The 25,150-nt window shown below is 71.0% G+C and carries 1 protein-coding gene; it reads right to left on the reverse strand.

The features are described from left to right. Positions 1-47: 47 nt before the first annotated feature. Positions 48-25,070 carry a non-ribosomal peptide synthase/polyketide synthase gene (locus ACFSJG_RS22835; RefSeq protein ID WP_378487513.1) on the reverse strand — a complete coding sequence of 8,341 codons (25,023 nt, stop codon included), beginning with the start codon at positions 25,068-25,070 and terminating at the stop codon, positions 48-50. Positions 25,071-25,150 lie beyond the last annotated feature (80 nt).

Below are 25,150 nucleotides of genomic sequence, written 5' to 3' on the forward strand. Positions count from 1 at the left end.
CGCTGTGTCCTCGGCAGTACTGCCGAGGACACAGCGCCGTTGTCCGATCACACGTCCGCGGAGACGGTCGCTCCGTGCTCGGCGAGCGTGCCGACGACGATCTCCGGGTCGGCGGCGACCGCGTCGAGCACCCCGACGAACCGGTCCGCGATGGCCGCGACCGTCGACTTCTCGTACAGGTCGGTCGCAAAGGTGAACGACCCCTGCAGTGACAGGGCCTCCTCACCGGCCTGGGGCGTGAACGTCAGGTGCAGCTCGTTCTTCGCGATTCGACCTTCCATCGCCAGCGTCTCGACCTCGAGGCCGGGCAGCGAGAGACTGGTCGCCGCCAGGTTCTGGTAGGACAGCGCCACCTGCGTGAGCGGATTCCACGACGTCGAACGAACCGGATCGACGATCTCGACGAGCCGCTCGAACTGGATGTCCGCGTGCGCGTGCGCGCCGAGGACGGTCTCGCGGCTCTGTACGAGGAGTCGGCTGAACGGCGCATCGCGCTCGATGCGCGAGCGCAGCACCAGCCAGTTGACGAACATGCCGACAAGGTTGTCGAGCTCCTGCTCCCCACGACCCGCGGTCGGCGTGCCGATGGTGATGTCGTCGGTGCCGGACATCCCCGCGAGCATCGTGGTGAACGCGGCGTGCACGACCGTGTACATCGTGACACCGTGCTGTCGCGCCACCTGCTGCAGTCGCTGGTGAGTCGTGGCGCCGACCTCGAACCACACCTTGTCGCCGCGGGGCGTGAGCACCTCGGGCCGGTCGTGGTCGGTCGGCAGGACGAGTCGATCGGGCATGCCCGCGAGCGTCTCCCGCCAGTAGTCGATCTGCCGAGCCGCGAGCGACTCCGGGTCCGACTCCTCACCGAGCAGGTCACGCTGCCAGACGGCGAAGTCCGCGAACTGAATCGGCAGCGGAATCCAGGCGGGGGCCTGGCCGGCGCTGCGCGCGATGAAGGCCATCATCATGTCCCGCGCCATCGGACCGACGGAGAACCCGTCCGCCGAGATGTGGTGCACGGCCATGACCAGTACGTGATCGTTCTCCCCCACCTCGAGGAGCACCGTCCGCACCGGCACGGCTGCGGAAACGTCGAAGCCTTCCGACACGATCGCGTAGACGGTCTCGTGCAGGTCCGCCTCGGCCACCGGGCGCGGCGTCAGGTCCACCGGGACCTGATCCGCGGGCACGACGACCTGGTGCGGAACACCGTCCGTCGCCGGATACCAGGTGCGGAGCGCTTCCTGACGCTCGATGACGTCGACCATCGCGGATTGCAGTGCGGCGAGGTCGATCGCCCCGGTCAACCGGATCGCAACCGGCAGGATGTTCGTGGACGCGGCCGTGTTGCGCTGGTTCGCAACCCACATGCGGCCCTGTGCCGGCGTGAGCGGAACGAGCTCCGGGCGCGGCCGGGCGACGAGCGCGGGCCGGTCCGACGCCGGGCCCGCGGCGTCGACGTACGCGGCCAGTCCGTGCGGCGTCGACGTCTCGAACAGTGCACGGATACCGACGGCCGTACCCGCGGCCGAATTGATCCGCGCGATGGCCTGCGTCGCGATGAGCGAGTTGCCGCCGACCGCGAAGAAGTCGTCGTCGATGCCGACCCTCTCGAGCCCGAGCAGTTCCTCGAAGACCTCCACGACGATGCGTTCGGTGTCGGTCTCGGGTGCGCGGTATTCCGCAGCCAGGGAAGCGAACTCGGGAACCGGGAGGCTCCGCCTGTCCACCTTGCCTGCGGGGGTCATCGGCAGCGCATCCAGCACCATCACCGCGGCGGGCACCAGCGACCGCGGCAGGTGACGACCCGCTTCCGCGAGCACCTCGGTCACGTCGACCGTCGCATCCGCGACCGGCACCACGTACCCGACGAGCTGGTCGCCCGCCGCACCGGCGCGGTGCACCGTTGCCGCCGCGACCGCAACGGTCTCGTGCCGCGCCAGCGCCGCCTCGATCTCGCCCAGCTCGACCCGCAGACCACGGACCTTCACCTGCGCGTCGGCCCGGCCGATGTAGTCCAGCTGTCCGTCGGCGCCGAGGCGCACCAGGTCGCCGGTGCGGTACATCCGGGAACCGGTGTCCCCGAACGGATTCGCGACGAACCGATCCGAGGTCAGACCGCTGCGACGGTGGTAGCCGCGAGCAAGCCCGTGACCGGCCACGTACAGCTCACCGATCACGCCGAGCGGTACCGGATGCAGACGCGTGTCGAGGATCATCATCTCGGCGCCCTGGATGGGCGGGCCGATGGTGATCCGGTCCCCCGCCGACAGGGGCGGGGTCAGGGTGACGATGATCGTCGTCTCCGTCGGTCCGTAGCCGTTGACGAATCGACGGCCAGGCGCGAACTGCTCCACCAGTGCGGGCGGGCACACGTCACCGCCCACGCCGACCATCTCGAGATCCGGCAGACGAGACGAATCCACGGTGCCCAGTGCCGCGGGCGCGGTCATGACGTGGGTGACCCGCTCCCGCGCCATCAGCTCCGTCAGCTCGTCACCGCCGATCACGGACGGCGGCGCGACCACCATGGTCGCGCCCGCGGTGAACGCCTGGAGCATCTCGCTGAGCGACGCGTCGAAACTCGCCGACGACAACCGCAGCACCCGAGACGACGCCGTCACCGCCATCTCGGGACGGGCCTCCGCGGACAGGATGGACAATCCGGCGTGGGTGACCACGACGCCCTTCGGCATACCCGTCGATCCCGACGTGTAGATCACGTAGGCCGCGTGATCCATCCGCAGGGGGGTCAGGCGGTCGGCATCGGTCACCGCCGCCGAGGACACCCCGTCGCCGGCCACGTCGAGCGTGAGCCATTCGCACCCGCCGGGCAGCGACGCCAGACCGGCGGCGTCCGTGAATCCGAGCGCCACCGCCGAGTCACCGATCATGTGCGCGATCCGGTCCGCCGGGTACGACGGGTCGACGGGCACGTACACGGCACCGGCCTTGGCCACCGCCCACAACGCGACGATCGACTCCATCGACCGCGGCAGCGCGACGGCCACCGCGTGCTCCGGACCCGCGCCACGCGCGATCAGCGCACGGGCCAACCGGTTCGACCGCTCGTCGAGCTCGCGGTAGGTCAGTTCGCCACCGTCGAACACCACCGCGACGTCCCCGGTGTCGACACCTGCGGTGAGCAGATCCGGCAGCAGCACCGGCACCAGCGCCGGCTCGCCGAACGGCACCAGATCCCTCTCGTCGGCGCCGAGCAGGTCGACGTCGCCGACCGGAGCCTGCGGTGCGTCGAGCACCGATACGAGGAGCCGGACGAACCGGTCCGCGATCCTCTCCGCGGTGCTGCGGTCGAACAGGTCGGTCGCGTAGGTGATCGCCGCAGGCAGCGCGCCGTCGGCGTCCTCCGTCTCCGACACGGACAGGCCCAGATCGAACTTGGCGACGACCGCATCCGATTCGAGCGGCGTCAGCGTCAGTCCGGGCAGTTCCACCGGCGCCGAGGCGAAGTTCTCGAAGGAGAGCATCACCTGGAACAGCGGTGTGAACGACGTCGATCGCGGCGGCGCCATCACCTCCACCAGCCGTTCGAACGGCAGGTCGGCGTTCGAGAAGGCCGCCAGGTCACCGTCGCGAACCGTACCCAGGAACTCCTGGAACGAGCCGGCCGGATCGACGTCGGTCCGCAGGACCAGGGTGCCGACGAACATGCCGACCAGGTCGTCGAGCGCCTCCTGGCCACGTCCGGCGACGGGTGTGCCGACCACGACGTCCCTGCTTGCCGAGATCCGGCTCAGCAGGACCGCCAGCGCCGCGTGCACGACCATGAACACCGTGACACCGCGCTCGGCGGCGTACTCCCGCAGTCGGGCCGTCACATCGGCACCGAGGGTGAAGTGCACGCGGTCGCCCTTGCCGGAGCGGACCGCCGGCCGCGGCCGGTCGGTGGGCAGTTCGATCACCTCGGGAATCCCGCGCAGCGTGGTACGCCAGAACTCGATCTGCTTCGAGGCGAGCGACTGCGGGTCGCTCTCCGACCCCAGCACCTCGCGCTGCCACAGCGCGAAGTCCGCGTACTGCACCGCCAGCGGATTCCACAGCGGCGCGGACCCGTGCCGCCGCGACTCGTAGGCGACGACGATGTCCCGGGCCAGCGGGCGGGAGGAGAAGCCGTCGGCGGCGATGTGGTGCACCGAGATCAGCAGGACGTGCTCGGCAGTGTCCGGGGTGACGGCTCCGCCGTCGGCGTCGACGCGCAGCAGCCGGCCGCGGATCGGGACGGCTGAGGTCACGTCGAACCCGGCGCCCAGCACGGACAACGCCGCCATGGTGACCGCGTCCTCCGCCACCGCGGCGGGTTCGAGGTCGAGATCGACCTCGTCGGCGGGCAGCACCACCTGGTGCGGTCCGTCCTCCGAGTCGGGGAAGACGGTGCGGAGCGACTCGTGCCGTTCGAGCACGTCGCGGACCGCGGCCCGCAGGGCGGCCACGTCCAGGTCGCCGCTCAGTCGGACCGCGAACGGAATGTTGTAGGCGGCCGAGGCGGTGTCGAGGCGGTTGAGGAACCACATCCGGGACTGCGCCGCCGACAACGGGATCCGGTCGGGGCGAGGTTGCGCGACGAGCGCGGGGAGCGCCGACCCGGCCGAGCCCTCGACGCGCACCGCGAGAGCCGCCACCGTGGACGCCTCGAAGAGGTCACGCACGCCGATGCCGGAGCGCATCGCCTCGTTGACCCGGGCGACGACCCTCGTCGCGGACAGCGAGTTGCCGCCGATCGCGAAGAACTCGTCGTCCGCGCCCACCCGGTCGACGCCGAGGACCTCGGCGAACACGCGGGCGACGACGGCCTCGATCTCCGTCGACGGCTCCCGGTACTCCGCTGCCCGCGACGCGAACTCGGGCACCGGCAGCCTGCGCCGGTCGATCTTGCCTGCGGGCGTCATCGGCAGCGCGTCGAGGGCGACCACGGCCGCAGGCACCAGCGACCGCGGCAGGTGCCTGCCCGCCTCGGCGAGCACCTCGGTCACGTCGACCGTGGCCTCGGCGACCGGCACGACGTATCCGACGAGCTGGTCGCCCGCCGCCCCCGTGCGGTGGACGGTCGCCGCCGCCACCGCGACGTCGGTGTGCCGTGCCAGCGCCGCCTCGATCTCGCCGAGCTCGACCCGCAGACCACGGACCTTCACCTGCGCGTCGGCCCGGCCGATGTAGTCCAGCTGTCCGTCGGCGCCGAGGCGCACCAGGTCGCCGGTGCGGTACATCCGGGAACCGTTGTCCCCGAACGGATTCGCGACGAACCGGTCGGCGGTCAGACCGCTGCGGCGATGGTAGCCACGCGCCAGGGACGGTCCCGCCACGTACAGCTCACCCACGACGCCGAGTGGCACCGGATGCAGACGGCTGTCGAGGATCATCACCTCGACGCCCTGGATCGGCGGCCCGATGGTGATCCGGTCCCCGACCGACAGCGGCGGCGTCAGCGTGACGATGATCGTCGTCTCCGTCGGGCCGTAGCCGTTCAGGAATCGGCGACCGGGCGCGAACTGCTCCACCAGCGCGGGCGGGCACACGTCGCCGCCGACGCCGACCATCTCCAGGTCCGGCAGACGCGACGAATCGACGGTGCTCAGCGCCGCGGGCGCGGTCATGACATGGGTGACCCGCTCCCGCGCCATCAGTTCCGTGAGTTCGTCACCGCCGATCACGGACGGCGGCGCCACGACCATGGTCGCGCCCGCGTTGAACGACTGGATCATCTCGCTGAGGGACGCGTCGAAACTCGCCGACGACAGTCGCAGCACCCGAGACGACGCCGTCACCGCGATCTCCGGACGTGCCTGCGCGGCGAACGAGGAGAGCCCGGAATGGGTGACCACGACGCCCTTCGGCATGCCCGTCGAACCCGATGTGTAGATCACGTAGGCCGCATGATCGGGACGCAGAACGCTCAGGCGATCCGCGTCCGTCACCGGCCCGGACGCGAGATCGTCCCGATCGGCGTCGTCGAGGGTCATCCACTTCACCCCGGCGGGAAGTGTGGCGAGTCCGTCCCGGTCCGTGAAGCCGAGCGCGACGTCCGAGTCGGCGATCATGTGCGCGATCCGGTCCGCCGGGTACGACGGGTCGACGGGCACGTAGACCGCGCCCGACTTCGCCACGGCCCACAGGGCGACGAGCGATTCCATCGACCGCGGTAGCGCTACGGCGACCGCGCGCTCCGGACCCGCACCACGACCGATCAGCGCCCGCGCCAACCGGTTCGACCGCTCGTCCAGCTCGCGGTACAACAGCTCGCCGCCGTCGAACACCACCGCGACGTCCCCGGCATCGACACCGGCGGTGAGCAGATCCGGCAGCAGTGCGGCCGGCAGCGCGGGCACACGCAACGGCACCGCGTCGTACTCGTCGGCACCGAGCATCTCGATGTCACCGACGACGACGCCCGGGTTCGCGGCGACTGCGTGGAGCAGCCGCGCGAAACGCTCGGCGAAGGCGTGGACGGTGTTCTCGTCGAACAGTGCCGTCGAGTAGGTGAACACGGCATCGAGGCCGAGCGGGGCGCCGGATTCGTCGTAGCGGTCCCGCAGCGTCAGCTGGAGGTCGACCGGCGACAACGTGATTCCGGGTTCGACCGGCTCGATCTGCAGGCCCGGGAGTTCCAGGCTGCCCGCGCGGTGGTTCTGCAGGGCGAAGCCGACCTGGAACAGCGGGTGCCGCGCGGACGACCGGACCGGGTCGAGCGCCTCGACCAGCTTCTCGAACGGAACGTCCGAGTTGGCAAAGGCCCCGAGGTCCTGGTCGCGGACGTGCGCGAGCAGGTCCGTGAACGAGCCGTCGGCGCGGACTCCGGTGCGCAACACCAGGGTTCCCACGAACATGCCGACGATGTCGTCGAGCTCGGCATGGCCACGACCCGCGACCGGGGTACCGACGGACACGTCGTCGGTGGTCGCCGTGCGGGCGAGGAACGCCGCGAACGCCGCGTGCAGGACCATGAACAGCGTCGCCCGGTGTTCCGCCCCCAGGCTCGTGAGAGCGAGATGGACCTCGGCGCCGAAGCCGAACTCGACGGTGCCGCCGGCCTGTGAGATCGTCGCGGGCCGCGGCCGGTCGGTGGGCAGTTCGAGCAGGTCCGGTTGCGCGGAGAGTGCGTCACGCCAGTAGGCGATCTGCCGCGACATCGTGGACTCGGGATCACTCTCCGATCCGAGTACCTCGCGCTGCCACAGCGTGAAATCGGCGTACTGGACGGGCAGGGGCTCCCAGCCGGGAGCCTGACCTGCACTGCGAGCCGCGTACGCGAGCATCAGATCACGGACCATCGGTCCCGTGGAGAAGCCGTCACCGCTGATGTGGTGGATCACGAACGCCAGCACGTGCACGGGCGCCGACTGTCCTGTCGACTCGACGCGGAAAACGGCTCCGCGCAACGGGATTTCCGCTGCGACGTCGAACCCGGTGGCGAGCACGCGGGTCAGGTCACCGAGGAGCGCGTCCTCGGTGGTCGCCGTCGCGCCGAGCTCCAGCCGCACTTCCTCGGCAGGGAGGATCACCTGGACAGGGCCGTCCTCGGTGTCGGGGTAGATCGTCCGCAGCGACTCGTGACGTGCCAGCACGTCACGGACCGCGGACCGCAGCGCGTCGAGGTCGACGTCACCGGTCAGCCGCAGCGCATACGGAATGTTCTGCGCCGCCGAGGTCACGTCGACGCGATTCAGGAACCAGATCCGGGACTGCGCCAGCGACAACGGGATCCGGTCGGGACGCGGACCCGCGACCAGCGGGGGCAGGGCGCTCGCGCGCTCCGATGCGTCGGCTCGGGCGGCGAGCGCCGCGACACCGGGCGCCTCGAAGACGTCTCGGATCCTGATGGTGGATGCCAGCGCGGCGTTCACCCGCGCCACCAGCTGGGTGGCGACCAGCGAGTTGCCACCGAGCGCGAAGAAGTCGTCGTCCGCGCCCACCCGGTCGACGCCGAGCAGTTCGGCGACGATGTCCGCGACGGCAGTCTCCGACGGCGTCGACGGTGCGCGGAATTCCCGCGCCGTGAACACGGGCTCGGGAAGCGCCCGGCGGTCGAGCTTTCCGGTGGGTCCGAGTGGCAGGGCGTCCAGCACGGTCAGCGCGGACGGCACCATGTACGACGCGAGCGACGCCGCGACCGTGGACCGCAGGCGCTCGGTGTCGACGGCCTCGCCGAGCGCGGGGACCACGTAGGCCACGAGGTGCTCGCCCGTGGCGACCTTCGCGACAACGGCGACGGCCTGGCCGACGGCCGGGTCGGCGAGCAACGCCGCCTCGACCTCGCCGAGCTCGATCCGCTGACCGCGCAGCTTCACCTGGAAGTCGGTGCGGCCCAGGTACTCGAGCTCACCTCCGGCTCCCCAGCGGACCAGGTCGCCGGTCCGGTACATCCGCTCCCCCGGCTCGCCGAACGGGTCGGCGACGAACCGGTCGGCGGTCAGGTCGGCGCGGCCCAGATATCCCCGCGCCAGCTGGACGCCCGCGAGGTACAACTCGCCGGGGACGCCGACGGGCACCGCGTGCAACCGGCCGTCGAGCACGTGGGCCCTCGTGTTCCACAGGGGCGCACCGATCGGCACGGCGCCGGTGTCGTCGCCGGTGACCCGGTGGAAGGTGACGTCGACCGCGGCCTCCGCAGGACCGTAGAGGTTGTGCAGTTCCGCGCCGGGCAGGGCCCGGCGCACCCGGACCGCGACGTCGGCGGGCAGTGCCTCGCCGCCCGAGAAGACGCGCCGCAGGCTGGTGCAGCGGTCCAGACCGGTGCCCGCCTCGGACACGAACAGCGCGAGCATGGACGGCACGAAGTGCACCGTCGTCACGGACTCCGTGACGACAAGATCGACGAGATACGCGGGATCGCGATGCCCGTCCGGCCGCGCGACGACGACGCGCGACCCGGACAGCAACGGCCAGAAGCACTCCCACACCGACACGTCGAAGGTCACCGGCGTCTTCTGCAGCACGACGTCCGACCCGTCCAGTGCGTACACGTCCTGACGCCAGAGCATCTGGTTCACGATCGACCGGTGGGTGACCGTGACGCCCTTGGGTTTTCCGGTCGAACCCGACGTGTACACGACGTAGGCGGCGTTGTCCGCGCGCAGCGGCGCGAGGCGATCGGCGTCGGTGACGGGTGCGTCCGAGTGGCCGCCGAGGTCGATCGCGTCGACACGGACGACCGGTACCGCACCGGGGTCCACGTCCCCGACGGTGAGCACACACACCGGGCCCGCGTCGGACAGCACGTCCGCGGTGCGGGCGGCCGGCTGATCCGGGTCGACGACGAGGTACGCCGCACCCGTCTTGACGACCGCGTGTGCCGCCACCAGGAGTTCGACGGAGCGGCGCATGGCCACTGCGACGACGGTGTCGGGGCCCGCGCCCTCCGCGACGAGCCGGCGGGCAAGCCTGTTCGCGCGCGCGTCGAACTCGCGGTAGGTCAGGGACCGGCCGTCGAAGGTCACGGCGAGCGCGTCGGGAGTCCGCGACACCTGCGCCGCAACGAGATCCGTGAGCGTCGCCTCCGAGATCGGGGCATCGGTGTCGTTCCACCGGGCGATGCTGTCCGCCTCGTCACCGAGCAGGTCGACGTCACCGACGACCGACTCCGGCGACGCGACGAGCGCGTCGAGGACCCGGACGAAGCGGGCGGCAAGGGTCTCCACCGTCTCGGGGTCGAACAGGTCCGTGGCGTAGGTGATCGCCGCGGGCAGTGTGCCGTCGGCGTTCGCGTCCTCGGAGACGGTCACCGAGAGATCGAACTTGGCGACCGCGACCTCGGATTCGAGGGGTGTGAGCGTCAGCCCGGGCAGCTCGACCGGTGCCGAACCGAAGTTCTCGAACGAGAGCATCACCTGGAACAGCGGGGTGAACGCGGTCGACCGGGTCGGGGCGAGCACCTCCACGAGCCGCTCGAACGGCAGGTCGACGTGCCCGAGCGCGGCCAGGTCGGCGTCGCGGACGTCGGCGAGAGCCTTCTCGAACGTCGCCCCGGAATCCACCTGCGTACGCAGCACCAGGGTGTTCACGAACATGCCGATCAGGTCGTCCAGCGCCCGCTCGCCGCGACCGGCGACCGGGGTTCCGACCGCGATGTCCCCCGAGCCGCCGAGACGGCTCAGCAGCACCGCGAGGGCGGTGTGCACGACCATGAACGCGGTCACGCCGCGGGCGGCGGCGAACTCGCGCATCCGTGCGGCGAGCGCGGCGTCGATCGGGAACTCGACGCGGGCGCCGCGGCCCGACCGGACCGCCGGCCTGGGCCGGTCGGTCGGCAGCTGGTGTACGTCGGGGAGTCCGGCGAGGGCGCCGCGCCAGAACTCGATCTCCTGTGCGGCCCGGGACTGCGGATCGTCCTCGGCGCCGAGCAGGTCCCGCTGCCACAGGGTGTAGTCGCCGTACTGGACGTCCAACGGTGCCCACATCGGCTCGGCACCCCGGCGCCGGGACTCGTAGGCGACGACGACGTCGCGGGCCAGCGGTCCGACGGAGAAGCCGTCGGCGGCGATGTGGTGCACCGCCATGAGCAGGACATGCTCGGCAGCATCGCCAGTGACGGCCCCGCCGTCGGTGTCCCGGGTGACGGCTGCGCCGTCGGCGTCGACGCGCAGCAGGCGGCCTCGGACCGGGACATCGGCGGTGACGTCGAAGCCGGTGCCGAGCACGGCGAGCGCCTCGGCGGCGACGGCGTCCTTCGACACGGACACCGGCGTCAGGTCGAGTGCGACCCGCTGCGCGGGCAACACCACCTGGTGCGGCCCGTCCGCCGAATCGGGGTACACCGTGCGCAGCGTTTCGTGACGCTCGACGACGTCACGCACCGCGGCCTGCAACGCGTCGACGTCGAGATCGCCGGTCAGACGAAGTGCCAGCGGAATGTTGTACGCCGCCGATTCGGTGTCGAACCTGTTGAGGAACCACATCCTGGACTGTGCGGTCGAGAGCGGGATCCGGTCCGGGCGGGGCCCCGCGGCGAGCACGGGACGACCCTCGCCGGGAACCTGCGCAGCGAGCGCCGACGCGAGCGCGTGCACGACGGGCGCGTCGAACAGGACGCGCACGGCGACGGAGGTCCCGCGGGCCTCGCCGAGCCTGGCGACGACCCGCGTCGCGGACAGGGAGTTGCCGCCGAGTGCGAAGAAGTCGTCGTCTGCGCCGACGCGTTCGAGCCCGAGCACCTCGGCGAACACCGCGGCGACGAGACGCTCGGTTTCTGTCACGGGCTCGCGGTATTCCGCTGCGAGGGAGGCGAACTCGGGCTCCGGTAGGCTGCGCCGGTCCACCTTGCCCGCAGGCGTGGTCGGGATCTCGGCGAGGACCACCAGTGCGGCGGGAACCAGGTTGCGCGGCAGGTGGGTCGACGCGACGGCCAGCACCTCCGCGGCGTCGATCACGGCCCCCTCGACGGGGAGAACGTAGCCGACGAGCTGGTCGCCGGCCGTCGGATGGCGGTGCACGGACGCGACCGCGTCCGCCACGGCGACGTGCTGGGTCAGTGCCGACTCGACCTCCCCGAGTTCGACGCGCAGGCCGCGGATCTTGACCTGGGCGTCGGCGCGGCCGACGTAGTCGAGACGCCCCTGGGCGTCGCGCCGCACGAGATCGCCCGAGCGGTACATCCGCGAGCCGGGGCCGCCGTTCGGGTTCGCCACGAAACGCTCCGAGGTGAACCCGGTCCGCCGGTGGTAGCCGCGGGCGAGACCGGGGCCCGCCAGGTACAGCTCACCCACGACACCCAGGGGAACCGGTCGGAGGCGGGCGTCGAGGACCATCGCCTGCACACCCTGGATGGGCGCGCCGATGGTGATCTCGTCCCGGCTCGTGAGGTGCTCGGTGAGAGTGACCACGATGGTGGTCTCGGTCGGCCCGTACCCGTTGACGAAGGCGCGTCCGGGCGCGAGCTGGTCGACCAGGTGCGGCGGGCAGACGTCACCACCGACGCCGACGAACTCCAGGTCCGGCAGCATCGTCGGGTCGACCGTGCCGAGCGCGGCAGGTGCGGCCATCACATGGGTGACCCGCTCGCGGCGCAGTAGTTCGGTGAGTTCGTCGCCGCCGATCACGGCGGGCGGAGCCACCACCATCGCGGCGCCCGCGCTGAACGAGAAGATCTGCTCGAAGAGCGAGGCGTCGAAACTCGACGACGAGAGCCGCAGCACTCGTGACGCGGCACTCGGCAGGAAGTCCGGGCGGGCGTCCGCACCGAACATCGCCAGACCGGTGTGGGAGACCACCACACCCTTGGGCAGGCCGGTCGAACCGGAGGTGTAGATGATGTAGGCGGCGTGATCCGGGAGCAACGGGGTGCGTCGGTCGGCGTCGGTCACCGTCTCCGCGGACATCACGGCGCACGCGGCGTCGAGTTCGGGGTCGTCGAGCGCCAGCCAGTGCACCTCGGCCGGGAGCTCGTCGCGGTGGGCGAGGCCCGTGAGGCCCAGTGCCACACCGGAGTCGGACAGCATGTGCGCGATCCGGTCCGCCGGGTAGGTCGGGTCGACGGGCACGAAGACCGCGCCGGACTTCGCCACCGCCCAGAGCGCGACGATCGCGTCCACCGACCGCGGCAACGACACCGCAACCGCACGCTCCGGACCCGCGCCACGCTCGATCAGCAGGCGCGCCAACCGATTCGAGCGCTCGTCCAGCTCACGGTACGTCAGCTCACCGCCGTCGAACACCACGGCGGTCCCGTCGGCGGACGTCCGGACGCCTGCGGTCAGCAGGTCCGGCAGCAGTGCCTGCGGCAGCGCCGGAATCGCCTCCGGGGTGACCAGTTCGCGCTCGGCGCCGTCGAGGAGGTCGATGTCGCCGACCACCACGGCCGGGTCCGCGACGACGGACTCGAGCACCCGGAGGAAGCGTTCGCCGAACACCGCCACCGAGGACCGGTCGAACAGGTCCGTCGCATAGGTCAACGACACGGTCGCACCACTGCGCCCGCTCCGTTCGTAGACGGTGACCTGCAGGTCGTTCTTCGCCGGGACGAACTCGAGGTCGACGACCTCGATGTGCAGGCCGGGCAGGTCGAGGCTGCTCACGTCCTGGTGCTCGGTCGACAGGCTGACCTGCGCGATCGGCGCGTACGCCTGCGATCGAGACGGCCGCAGCACGTCGATCAGCCGCTCGAACGGTAGATCCGCGTTGCCGAAGGCCTCCAGGTCGGTCTCCCGGACCGCCGCCAGCAGGTCCGTGAAGCTCGTCGCCGGATCGACCTCGGTGCGCAGCGCGAGGGTGTTGACGAACATGCCTGCGAGATCACCGAGATCCCGCTCGACACGTCCGGCGATCGGGGTGCCCAGCACGATGTCGGTGCCGGCGCTCAGCCGCGCCAGCACGACCGCCAGCGCGGCGTGCAGCACCATGAACCGGGTCGTCCCGCGGTCACGGGCGAGTGCGTCGATCCGCCCGAGGAGTTCCTCCGGGCAGTCGACCTCGACGACGTCACCGCGCATGGACGCCACGTCGGGACGTGGCCGGTCGAGCGGGAGTTCGAGCACTTCGGGTGCGCCACGCAGCTGTTCGCGCCAGTACTCCGCCTGCTGCGACGCCCGACTCTCCGGGTCGCCGTCGGCGCCGAGCACGGCGTGCTGCCAGAGGCTGAAGTCGGCGTACTGCACGGGCAGCGGCGCCCAGCCGGGCGCGACGCCCGCGGCGCGTGCCGTGTAGGACAGCACCAGATCCCGAGCGAGCGGCGGCACCGAGGCGCCGTCGGCGGCGATGTGGTGCACCACGAGCACCAGCACGTGCTCGTCACCGCATCGGAAGATGCTGCCACGCAGCGGAACCGACGTGGTCACGTCGAAACCGCGCGCAAGTTCGGCGAAGATCGCGGCACGCAGCGCCTGCTCGTCGTCGACGACGACCGGGTCCGGCAGCACCGCACCCCGTGTGACATCCCCCGTCGCTGCGCTCGCCCCGGCGACGGGCAGGATCAGCTGGTACGGACCGGACTCGGCGTCCGGGTACACGGTGCGCAGCACCTCGTGGCGCTCCACCAGATCGGAGACCGCCGCCTGCAGTGCGGCGACGTCGAGCTCACCCGACAGTCGCAGCACCAGGGGGATGTTGTAGGCCACCGACTCGGGGTCGTAGCGGTTGAGGATCCACATGCGGGCCTGCGCGGGAGAGAGCGGGATGCGCTCCGGCCGGGGGCCCGCCACCAGGGCGGGCCGGTTCGACGCCTCTGCCGACTCGACCACGAGGGCGAGCGCCGCGACGGTGGGTGCGTCGAACACCTCTCGCACCGGGATCGCCGTGTCGAAGGCGGCGTTGACGTGCGCGACGACGCGGGTGGCGGTCAGCGAGTTGCCACCGATGTCGAAGAAGTTGTCGTCGGCACCGACCTGCGGGACGCCGAGCACCTCTCCGAAGATGTCGGCGACGATCGTCTCCGCCACCGTGCGCGGGGCGACGTACTCGCGCGGCGCGTACACCGGTTCCGGCAGCGCGGCGCGGTCCACCTTGCCCGCGGGCGTGGTGGGGATCGCGTCGAGAACCATCGCCGTCGCAGGCACGAGCGCCCGCGGCAGGTGCTCCGCCGCGGCCGCGAGCACGTCGGCGACGTCCACGGTGACACCGGGCACGGGGACCACGTAGCCGACGATCTGGTCGCCGCGTGCACCGTCGCGGTGCACGGAGGCGGCGGCGGTCGCCACGTCGGAGTGCCGGGCGAGAGCTGCCTCGATCTCCCCGAGCTCGACACGCAGGCCGCGGATCTTGACCTGGGCATCGGCGCGGCCGAGGTAATCGTAGTTGCCTGCCGGGTTCCGGCGCACGAGGTCGCCGGTGCGGTACATGCGGTCGCCCGGAGCACCGAAGGGGTTGGCCACGAACCGATCCGAGGTCTGTCCCGGGCGTCCGCGGTAACCGCGGGCAAGCCCGGGACCGGCGATGTACAGCTCGCCGGTCACCCCGTGCGGCACGGGCCGCATCCGGGGGTCGAGGACCATCGCCAGGGCGCCCTGGATCGGTGCGCCGATGGTGATGTCGGCCGCGGTCGCGAGGTGGTCGGTGAACGTGACCACGATGGTGGTCTCGGTCGGGCCGTAGGCGTTGAGGAAGCGGCGACCGGGCGCGAACTTCTCCACCAGGTCGGGCGGGCACGCCTCGCCTCCGACGGCGACCAGCTCGACGGTCGGCCAGCGTGCCGGGTCGACGGTGCCGAGTGCGGCCGGGGCACTGAGCACGTGGGTGACGGAACGGTCCGCGACGAACGCGGTCAGTTCCTCTCCGGCGATGACCTCCGGTGGGGCGATCACGAGGGTGGCGCCCGCACTGAAGGCGAGCAGCTGCTCGAACACCGACGCGTCGAAGCTGGACGAGGCGAGCCGCAGGATCCGCGAGTCCGGTCCGGCGAGCATGTCGGCGCGGGCGGTGGCGGTGAACGCAGGCAGTCCGGTGTGCGTGACGACGACGCCCTTGGGCAGGCCCGTCGATCCGGAGGTGTAGATCATGTACGCGACGTGCTCGGGGCACAGCGGCGTGGTCCGCTCGTCGTCGGTGACGGGGGTGGCGGGCAGCGCGGCGATCGCGGCGGCGACGTCGTCGCCGTCGATCGCGAGCCATTCCACCCCGCCCGGCAGCCGGCCGAGGTGCGTCCGGTCGGTGAGACCGAACACCACCCCCGAGTCGGTGACCATGTGCTCGATCCGCTCGGCAGGGTAGCCCGGGTCGACGGGCACGAACGCGGCACCGGAGCGGGCGACCGCCCACATCGCGACGACCGCGTCCACCGTACGCGGGAACGACAGCGCCACCGTCGACTCGGGGCCGACGCCCCGCTCGATCAGCATGCGTGCCAACCGGTTCGAGCGCTCGTCGAGCTCGGAGTAGGTCAGTTGCCCACCCTCGAATTCCACCGCGAGCGAGTCCGCACCGGCCTCGACACCGGCGGCGAGGAGGTCGGCGATGGTGGCGGCAGGCACGGCCGGACCGCCGGAGTGCACGGCGACCGCGTCCCGCTCGCCCGCGGCGAACAGGTCCACGTCGCCGACCACGACGGACGGGTCCGAGAGCACGGCGTCGAGGAGTCGGGTGAACCGGTCCGCGATCGCGTGCACCGATTCGCCGTCGAACAGGTCGCGGGCGTAGGACCAGGTGAACCGGGCGCCGGACTCGGCGTCCGGGGCGAAGGCGACGGCGAGGTCGAACTTCGCGACCTCGAAGTCCATCGGCTCCAACGAGACAGTCAGGTCGGGCAGTTCGATTCGCGGTGCGGGACCGTCCTCGACCGCGAGCATCACCTGGAAGAGGGGGTGGTGGGCCGTGGAGCGCGCACCGGGCACGGCGTCGACGATCCGTTCGAACGGCACGTCGGAATGCGCGAAGGCATCGAGATCCGCCTGCCGGGCGGCATCGAGCACCTGCCGGAACGTCATGCCCGGCTCGACCTGGGTGCGGAGCGCGAGCGTGTTGACGAACATGCCGACCAGGTCGTCGAGCGCCGCCGCACCGCGACCACCGACCGGGGTCCCGATGGCGATGTCGGTGCTCGCGGTCAGCCGCGCCAGCAGCACCGCGAGCGCGGAGTGCAGGACCATGAACGGAGTCGACCGGGTCTCGCGCGCGAGCTCGCGCAACGCGGCGAGGGTGGCCTCGCCGACCTCGGCGTGCACTGTTCCACCGCGATACGACGGCACCGGCGGGTGGGGGCGGTCCGTCGGCAGCTCCAGCCGCTCGGGGAGTCCGGCGAGTGCGCGGGCCCAGTAGGTGATCTGCTGGGCCGCAGTCGAATCGGCGTCCTCCTCGTCACCGAGTGCGGCCAGCTTCCACAGCACGTAGTCGGCGTACTGCACGGCCAGCGGAGTCCACTGCGGTGCGCGACCGGCGCAGCGGGCGGTGTAGGCCACCATCAGGTCGCGGGCGAGCGGCTGCATGGACCAGCCGTCGGCGGCGATGTGGTGCACGACGAGGACCAGAACGTACTCGTCGGCGGCAACCCTCAGCACCGCGGCACGCAACGGGACATCGGAGGTGACGTCGAATCCCTCGGCGACGAGCCGGGCGACGGCGCCGTACAGGTCCGCGGGGTCGACGTCGACCGGGGACAGGTCGGGGCCCGCGTAGTCGACCGGAAGGATCAACTGCTGCGGGCCGTCCGCAGAGTCGGGGTAGACGGTGCGCAGTACCTCGTGCCGCGCGATCAGGTCGGTCATCGCCGCGTGCAACGCGTCGACGTCGAGCGTCCCGGACAATCGCAGCGCGGCCGCGATGTTGTAGGCACCCGAGGCGGAGTCGAGCCGGTTGAGCACCCACATCCGGGACTGTGCCGGGGAGAGCGGCAGCCGGGACGGGCGCTCCCCCGCCACCGGACCGATGTCGGCGACACCCGTCGGGGCGGCGTCGAGCATCTCGGCGAGGGCACGCACGGTCGGCGCCTCGAACAGTTCCCGGACGCCGATCCCGGCGCCGGTCTCGGCGTTGATCCGAGCGACGGCGCGGGTGGCGGTCAGCGAGTTGCCGCCGAGGTCGAAGTAGCTGTCCGTGACGCTGACCGCGTCCACGCCGAGGAGCTCCGCGAACACCATCGCGACCGCGATCTCCGCGGACGTCTCGGGCGCGAGGAACTCCGTCGACGCCCGCTCCGGCTCCGGCAGCGCACGGCGGTCGAGCTTGCCGTTCGCGCTGAGCGGCATCGAGTCCAGGACCACGAACGCAGCCGGAACCATGTAGGGCGGCAGCTCCGCAGCGGCGAACGCACCCAGGTCTGCCGGGTCGAGGACGGCCTCACCGGTCGCGGCGACGTACGCGACGAGACGCTCGCCTCCGCCCGAGCCTCGCACCAGGACCGCGGCCTGCGCGACATCGGGATGGCGCAACAGGGCCGATTCGATCTCGCCGAGCTCGATGCGCAGACCGCGCAGCTTGACCTGGAAATCGGTGCGGCCCAGGTACTCCACCTCACCGGCGGTGTTCCACGTGACCAGATCGCCGGTCCGGTAGAGCCGGCGGCCGTGGCCGAACGGGTCCGCGACGAACCGGTCCGCGGTGAGATCGGGTCGGCCGATGTATCCGCGTGCGAGCTGGACACCGGCCAGGTACAGCTCACCGGGAACGCCCGGCGGCACCGGGTTCAGCCGGGCGTCGAGCACGTACACCCGGGTGTTCCAGACCGGCGCGCCGATCGGAACCGGACCGGACGCAGCCGGATCGGTGTGATGGAAGGTGACGTCGACGGCCGCCTCGGTGGGGCCGTAGAGATTGTGCAGCGGTGCCGCGAAGTTCTGGTACCAGCGCGTGACGGAGGTGCGAGGCAGCGCCTCACCACTCGCGAACACCTGACGCAGCGAGGTGCACGCGGCGACGTCGGCCTGCTCGAGGAAGATGTCGAGCATGGACGGCACGAAGTGCGCCGTGGTGACGGCGTGCTCGCGGATGATCGCGGACAGGTACAGCGGATCGCGGTGCCCGTCCGGTGCCGCCACCACGAGTGCGGCGCCGGTCAGCAGCGGCCAGAACAGTTCCCACACCGACACGTCGAAGGTCGCGGGTGTCTTCTGCAGCACGACGTCCCGGTCGTCGATCGGGTAGGCGTGCTGCATCCACAGCAACCGGTTCACGATCGCGGCATGCGAGACCGCGACGCCCTTCGGCCGACCGGTCGACCCGGAGGTGAAGATCGCGTACGCGGTGTTGTCCGGGCGCAGCGGTACGAGGCGATCGGCATCGGTGAGCGGGGTCTCCGCGTACCCGGACAGGTCGAGCCGGTCCACGATGACTACGTCGGTCCCGGGCAGCGCATCGGCGTCGGTCGTCGTGGTGAGCACCAGCGCAGGCGCGGCGATGGCCAGCACGTGACCGTTCCGCTCCGCCGGATGGTCCGGGTCGAGAGGCACGTAGGCGCCACCCGCGCGCACGATCGCGTGCAATGTGACGATCTGGTCGAGGGACCGCCGCATCGCGACGCAGACCATCGATTCGGGGCCGACACCGCTCGACACCAGGTGCCGGGCAAGACGATTCACACGCGCATCGAACTCGGCGAACGTCAGCGAGGTGTCGCCGGAGACGAGCGCGACAGCGGACGGCGTCCGTGCCGCCTGCCGGTCGAGCAGATCGACCAGCGTGACGTTCTCGACCTCCCGTGCGGTCGCGTTCGACCGCACCAGTGTCGCCTCCCGCTCCGCCTCGGACAGCAGATCGAGATCGCCGACCGGCACGGAGGCATCGGCGGCCAACGCGGTCAGCACGCGAGCGAGCCGGGCGGCCAGCGTCGCCGCCCGGTCCGTGGTGACCGCCTCCGTCGAGTACTTCAGCGTGAGCTTCAGTTCCGGCTCGAGCAGCGTGATGAGTGCGACCGGGTAGTGCGTGGCGTCGACGAGATCGATGCCCTGCACCCGCATCCCGACGATGTCGGTGTTCTCGTCGAGACCGGCGCGATCGATGGGATAGGACTCGAAGACCATGAGGGTGTCGAAGACGGAACCGGGACCGAGGGTGGCCTGCAACTCACCGAGTCCGACGTGATGGTGATCGAACAGACGCACCTGCTCGTCCTGCAGACGCGAGAGCAGCGCACCACCACTTTCGGACTGGTCGAGCCGGACCCGGACCGGCACGGTGTTGATGAACAGGCCGAGCATCTCCTCGACGCCCGTGAGTTCGGGCGGACGCCCGGAGACGGTCGCGCCGAAGACGACGTCGTCGCGGGACAGCAAGCGCGACAACATGATTCCCCAGGCCGCCTGGATGACGGTGTTGACCGTCACGCCGTGGTGGCGAGCCAGAGCGGCGATGGAATCGGCGAGCTGCGGCGTGATCGGGGCGTCCACGCCCGCGGGTATCGCGGACAACGCGCGGCCCGCGGACTCGGGGGCGACGAGGGTCGGCTCGTCGAGGCCCTCCAGCGCCTTCGTCCAGCTCGCGAAGGCACCCGCGCGGTCCTGCCCCGCGAGCCAGTTCAGGTAGCTCCGGTAGGCCCGGGCGGGCGTCGGAATCGGGGTGTCCATCGCGTACAGGAGGAGCAGATCCTTGACGTGCAACGGCATGGACCAGCCGTCGAGAAGGATGTGATGGTTCGTGACCATCAGGGTCGCGGTGCCGTCCGGCTTCCAGGCGAGCAGCCAGCGCATCAGCGGCGGCGCGATCATGTCGAACGGTGTAGTCCGCTCGGCGAACGCGAGCTCGGCGAGCTCGGCGTCGTCAGCGACCCGCACCTCCCGCCACGGGGCGGTCAAGCCCGTCATCACCAGCTGTGCGGGCACACCGTCCGCGTCGTACACGAACGCCGAGCGCAGGTTCTCGTGGCGCTCCAGGAATCGCTGCGCGGCGCGGTGCATCCGGGCCGCGTCGATCGACCCACCCAGTCGAAGCACCAACTGTCCGGTGTACACGTCCATGGTTGCCGAGGTCAGGCCTGCGTGGAAGAGCAGGCCCGCCTGCAGCGGCGAGAGGGACCAGATGTCCTGCACGCCCGGGAACCGGGCCTCCCAGGACTCGATGGTGGACTGGTCGACGGACACGAGCGGGGTGTCGCTGGGGGTGAGACCACCGGCGTCGGGGCGGCGCGCGTGCGTGGCGAGCGCGGTCAGCGCGTCGCGCCACAGCGCGGCGAGTTCGGTGACCTCGGCGGCGGTCAGCACACCGGACGGGAAGTCGAAGGTCGCCGTCAGTGTGCCGCCGGTCTCGGAGCCGGCGACGGGCTCGACCATGGCGTTGATGTCGATCGCCACACGCGCGGGCATCCCGGCGCCGCTGCCCGCGCTGAGGTCGAGGGCACCCGACTCGGGCACCCAGGGCAGGTCCTTGCCGACCTCGCCGGTGGTCATTCGGCCGAGGTAGTTGAAGCTGATCTGCGGGTGCGGAGCGGCCGCCAGCTCGTCGGCGGTGTCCGCGCGCAGGTGGCGCAGCAGACCGTAGCCCGTCCCGTTGCCGGGCAGGGCGCGCAACTGTTCCTTGACTGACTTGACGGCCGCACCGGCGGAGGGCCCGCCCGCGAAGGCGTCGTCGAAGTCGACGCCGCCGACGTCGAGGCGCGCGGGGTGCGAGGTGGTGAACCAGCCGACGGTGCGCGAGAGGTCGGCGCCCGGGACGAGTTCCTCGTCGCGGCCGTGTCCCTCGAGGGTCAGCAGGACCGAGCGCTCGTCGACACCGTGGCGCTGCCGCCAGGCGGCGACGGCGAGCGCGAGGGCGGCGAGCAGGCCGTCCGCGACGCCGCCGCGGTAGGCGGCGGGCAGCGTGGTGAGCAGCGCCTCGGTGACGTGGGCGGGCACCTCGACGTTCACACGCTGCGAGGTCGCGCCGATGTCCAGCACGGGATCGAGGCGCCGGCGACCGATGAGCGGGTCCGGGCCGTCGAGAACTCCGCGCCACTCGTCGAGCTCGTCGAGAGTCTGTGCAGTGGAGGCAGTCTCGGCGAGACCGTGGGTCCAGCGGCGGAACGAGGTACCGACCGGTTCGAGCGCGGGGTCGCCACCGGAGAGAATCTGCATCCAGGCGGAAGCGAAGTCCGGGACGATGATTCGCCACGACACGCCGTCGATGACGAGGTGATGCGCGACGACGAGCAGGCGTCCGGGGGCGCCCTCCGAGTCGAGCCACACGATCTGCAGCATCACACCGGCGGCGGCGTCCAGCCGGTCCACGGCGGCAGCGCAGCTCGCGGTGAGTGCGGCTTCGAAGTCGTCGCTGCCCGGCCGAGCGGGTACCGGCACTCGGGTGATGACATCCTGCGGCGCAATCGAACCCGCCGGGCGAACGATCAGCTCGCCGACCGGGTCGAGCACCGAACGCAGCGCGTCGTGGTGGTCGACGACGGCGGCGACGGTGCGCGCGAGAGTCTCCTCGTCGAGGCCGTCCGGTGCGGTGAGCACCAGCGCCTGATAGAAGCGGTCGACGTTGCCGCCCTGCTCGAGCACCTCGGTGGCGTGCGGGGTGAGCGGCATCGCGCCGATCCCGCCGCCGGGCAGTTCGGCGAGAGTGACCGCCTCTGCTTCCTCGGTGGCGATCTCGGCGAGCGCAGCAACAGTCTTGCGCTCGAACACATCTCGGGGGGTGAACCGGACACCGTCCGCCTTCGCGCGGGCGACCAGCTGGATGGCGATGATGCTGTCACCGCCGAGCGCGAAGAACGAGTCGTCGACACCGACCCGGTCCAGGCCGAGCACCGTGGCGACGGCGGCCGCGATGACCGCTTCGACAGGATTCGACGGTGCCCGGTACGCGGTGGCACGAACACCCGGATCGACGAGGGCCTTGCGATCCACCTTGCCCGAGGCCGTCAACGGGACCTCGGTGAGCTCCACGATGTCCGAGGGCACCATGTGGGTGGGCAGGAATTTGCCGGCGGATGCCGTCAGGGCTCCCGCGTCGAAGGTGTGCCCGCCGGCGAGGTACACGTAGGACACGAGCACGGTGGAATCGCCGCGCTGGTGCGCGACGGTGACAGCGAAGTCGACGGACTCGTGGCCGGACAGGACCGCGTCGATCTCTCCGAGTTCGATCCGGAGGCCGCGCAGCTTCACCTGGAAGTCGGTGCGCCCCACGTAGTCCAGGGCACCGTCGCGGTTCCACCGCACCAGGTCGCCGGTGCGGTACAGGCGATCACCGGGCTCGCCGAACGGGTTGGCGACGAACCGCTGGGAGGTGAGGTCGAACCGGCCGCCGTAGCCGCGGCCGACGCCGACACCGCCGATGTACAGCTCGCCCTCGACGCCGATCGGCACGATGTTCAGCCGCCGGTCGAGAACGAACAGGTCCACGTTGGGCAGCGGATGCCCGATCGGCACACCGGCCACGTCGTCCGCCGTCGCGGCCTGGAAGGACACCACGTCCGACGCTTCGGTCGGGCCGTAGCTGTTGACCACGCGCACACCGGATTCCATGAGCCCGGCCAACCGTCCGACGTTGATCGGCTCACCACCGAGGAACACCACGTCGAGCGCGGCGAGCACGCCCGCCGTGTCGCCGTCGACGACCGCGCCGAATGCGCTGGGCGACATGTTCGCCACCCGGACACCGCCACCCGCGACGATCGCCAGGATCTCCTCGGGATCGAAACCGTCCGCGGCGAGGTGAATCGACCGGCCGCCCGCCAGCGCCGCCCACACGTTCTTCTGGGTCAGGTCGAAGCTCGGCGACGACGCGATCAACAGGCCACCCTCGGCGGGCAACTCGCTTTCGTACCAGGCCAGCGTGTTCTCGATGCCCGCCATCGGCACCAGCGTCGGCTTCGGCTTGCCCGTCGAACCCGACGTCGAAATGACGTAACCCAGGCGACGGCCGGCGTTGTCCTCGCGCCAGCGGTCGACGAGCCGCGTCACTGCACGTCCGGCCCCGGCATCGGGTGCAATCACCGGAACGGTCAGTCCCTGCCCGCCCTCGCCGACCACACACCGCGCGGCGGTGTCGACGACGATCGACTGGACGCGTTCGACCGGATACGAAGGGTCGATCGGCGCATACGCCGCCCCCGCCTTCCACGCCGCGACCATCGCCACCACCCACGACACCGACCGCGGCAACATCACCCCGACCACGTCGTCGGCACCGACACCGCGGTCGATCAGCTCCGCAGCCAGCTCCGACGACCGCCGATCCAGCTCCACATACGAGACCGACTCACCGCCGCAGACCACCGCAGGCACATCCGGAACAGCATCGACCTGCGCAGCGAACCGCCCGATCAGCGACGTCGCGGGCGCAGACACACGAGCACCACGCGACCAGCCGAGGACGCGCTCACGCTCCTGCGCTCCGAGGAGTTCGATGTCGGTGACCGGGGTGGTGGCGTCGGCATGGACGACCTGGTCCAGGACCTGGAGGAACCGGTCGTGGTGGGCCTGCAGCTCGTCCTCGGTGTAGCAGTGCGGGTTCGCCTCGAAATCGACGCGGGTGCTGCGCCCGACAATGCTCGGATAGATGTTGATCGACAGATCCTCGACGGGGCCGGTCGACAGAACGTTGAACTTGCCGGTCTCCTTGCCGAGTGTGATCTCGGTGTGGAAGTTCATGATGTTGATCGCCGGGCCGAAGAACCCGCGCCCGCCGTCGACATCGCCGATGTCGCGGCGAATGTCCTCGTGCCGGTACCGCTGATGACGCAGCGCACCGGTCATCTCCAGGCCGACCTGCGCGACGAGCTCGCCGACGGTCGTCTCCGGGGTGACCGAGATGCGCAGCGGAACGACATTGGAGACCATGCCGCCGGAACGCCGGAGCACCGCGGTGGTACGAGCGGAGACGGGCAGGCTCAGCACGATGTCGGTCGCGCCGGTCATCTCGGCGAGGTACACGGCCATCGCGGCGACGGTGATCGCGGTGTCCGCGGAGCTGTGCCGGGCGACCGCGTCGTCGAGGGCGGTGAGGATCCGGTCGGGCAGTGCGCCGCCGACCACACGAGAGCTCACCTCGAGGCGGCCGGTCCGGTTGGACAGGGTCAGCGGTGCAGACAGATCGGCGGCGCGCGACATCCAGTACTCGCGGTCCGACCGGAACCGGGTGGACTCGCGGTACTTGTCCTCGGCCTCGTTGACGGCGAGCAGGTCGCTCGCCACCGACGGGCTCGGCTCCCGCCCGAGCACGGCGGCGGTGTACACCTCGGCGATGCGGGACATGAAGGTGACCGCGCCGAAGCCGTCGAGCGCGATGTGGTGGATGGCGAAGTACCAGTAGAAGTGCCGGTCCCCGAGCTGGAGCACCGCGCCGCGGATCATCCGGTCGGTGAGCAGGTCCATCGGAGCGGAGTAGTCCTGCCGCATCCACTCCACGGCGGCCGCGTGGGGGTCGGCCTCTCCACGCAGGTCCCGGTAGGGCATCTCGTCGTCGAGCGACTCGTCGACGAGCTGACGCGGCTCGGAGTCGACCTCGACGATGCGGAGCAGCGGGGTCCCGAACTCGCGGGCGACGCTCGGGCCGACCCGGCGCAGGACGTCGATGTCGAAGTCACCCTCGATCTCGATGTACTGCGCGATCGTGACGGGAACGTCGGGGATCAGGTGCTGCGCGAACCACATGCCGCGCTGTGCCGCCGAGAGCGGGAACGGCTCCCCGCAGCGCCCTGCGGGAACGACGGCGGTGGAGCCTGGTGCGGCGGAGTCCACGGCGGGGGCCGGGATCCGGGCAGCAAGAGACTCCGATGACTTCGACACACTGACCCCTTCGTACGACACGCTCCGACGCAGAGCTTGGGGCGCGCGTTGACGAAGCGGAACTGTTCCAGGTTACCGGC

Origin of the sequence: Rhodococcus gannanensis (assembly GCF_042681175.1) — a bacterium.
GTDB lineage: Bacteria > Actinomycetota > Actinomycetes > Mycobacteriales > Mycobacteriaceae > Rhodococcus_G > Rhodococcus_G gannanensis.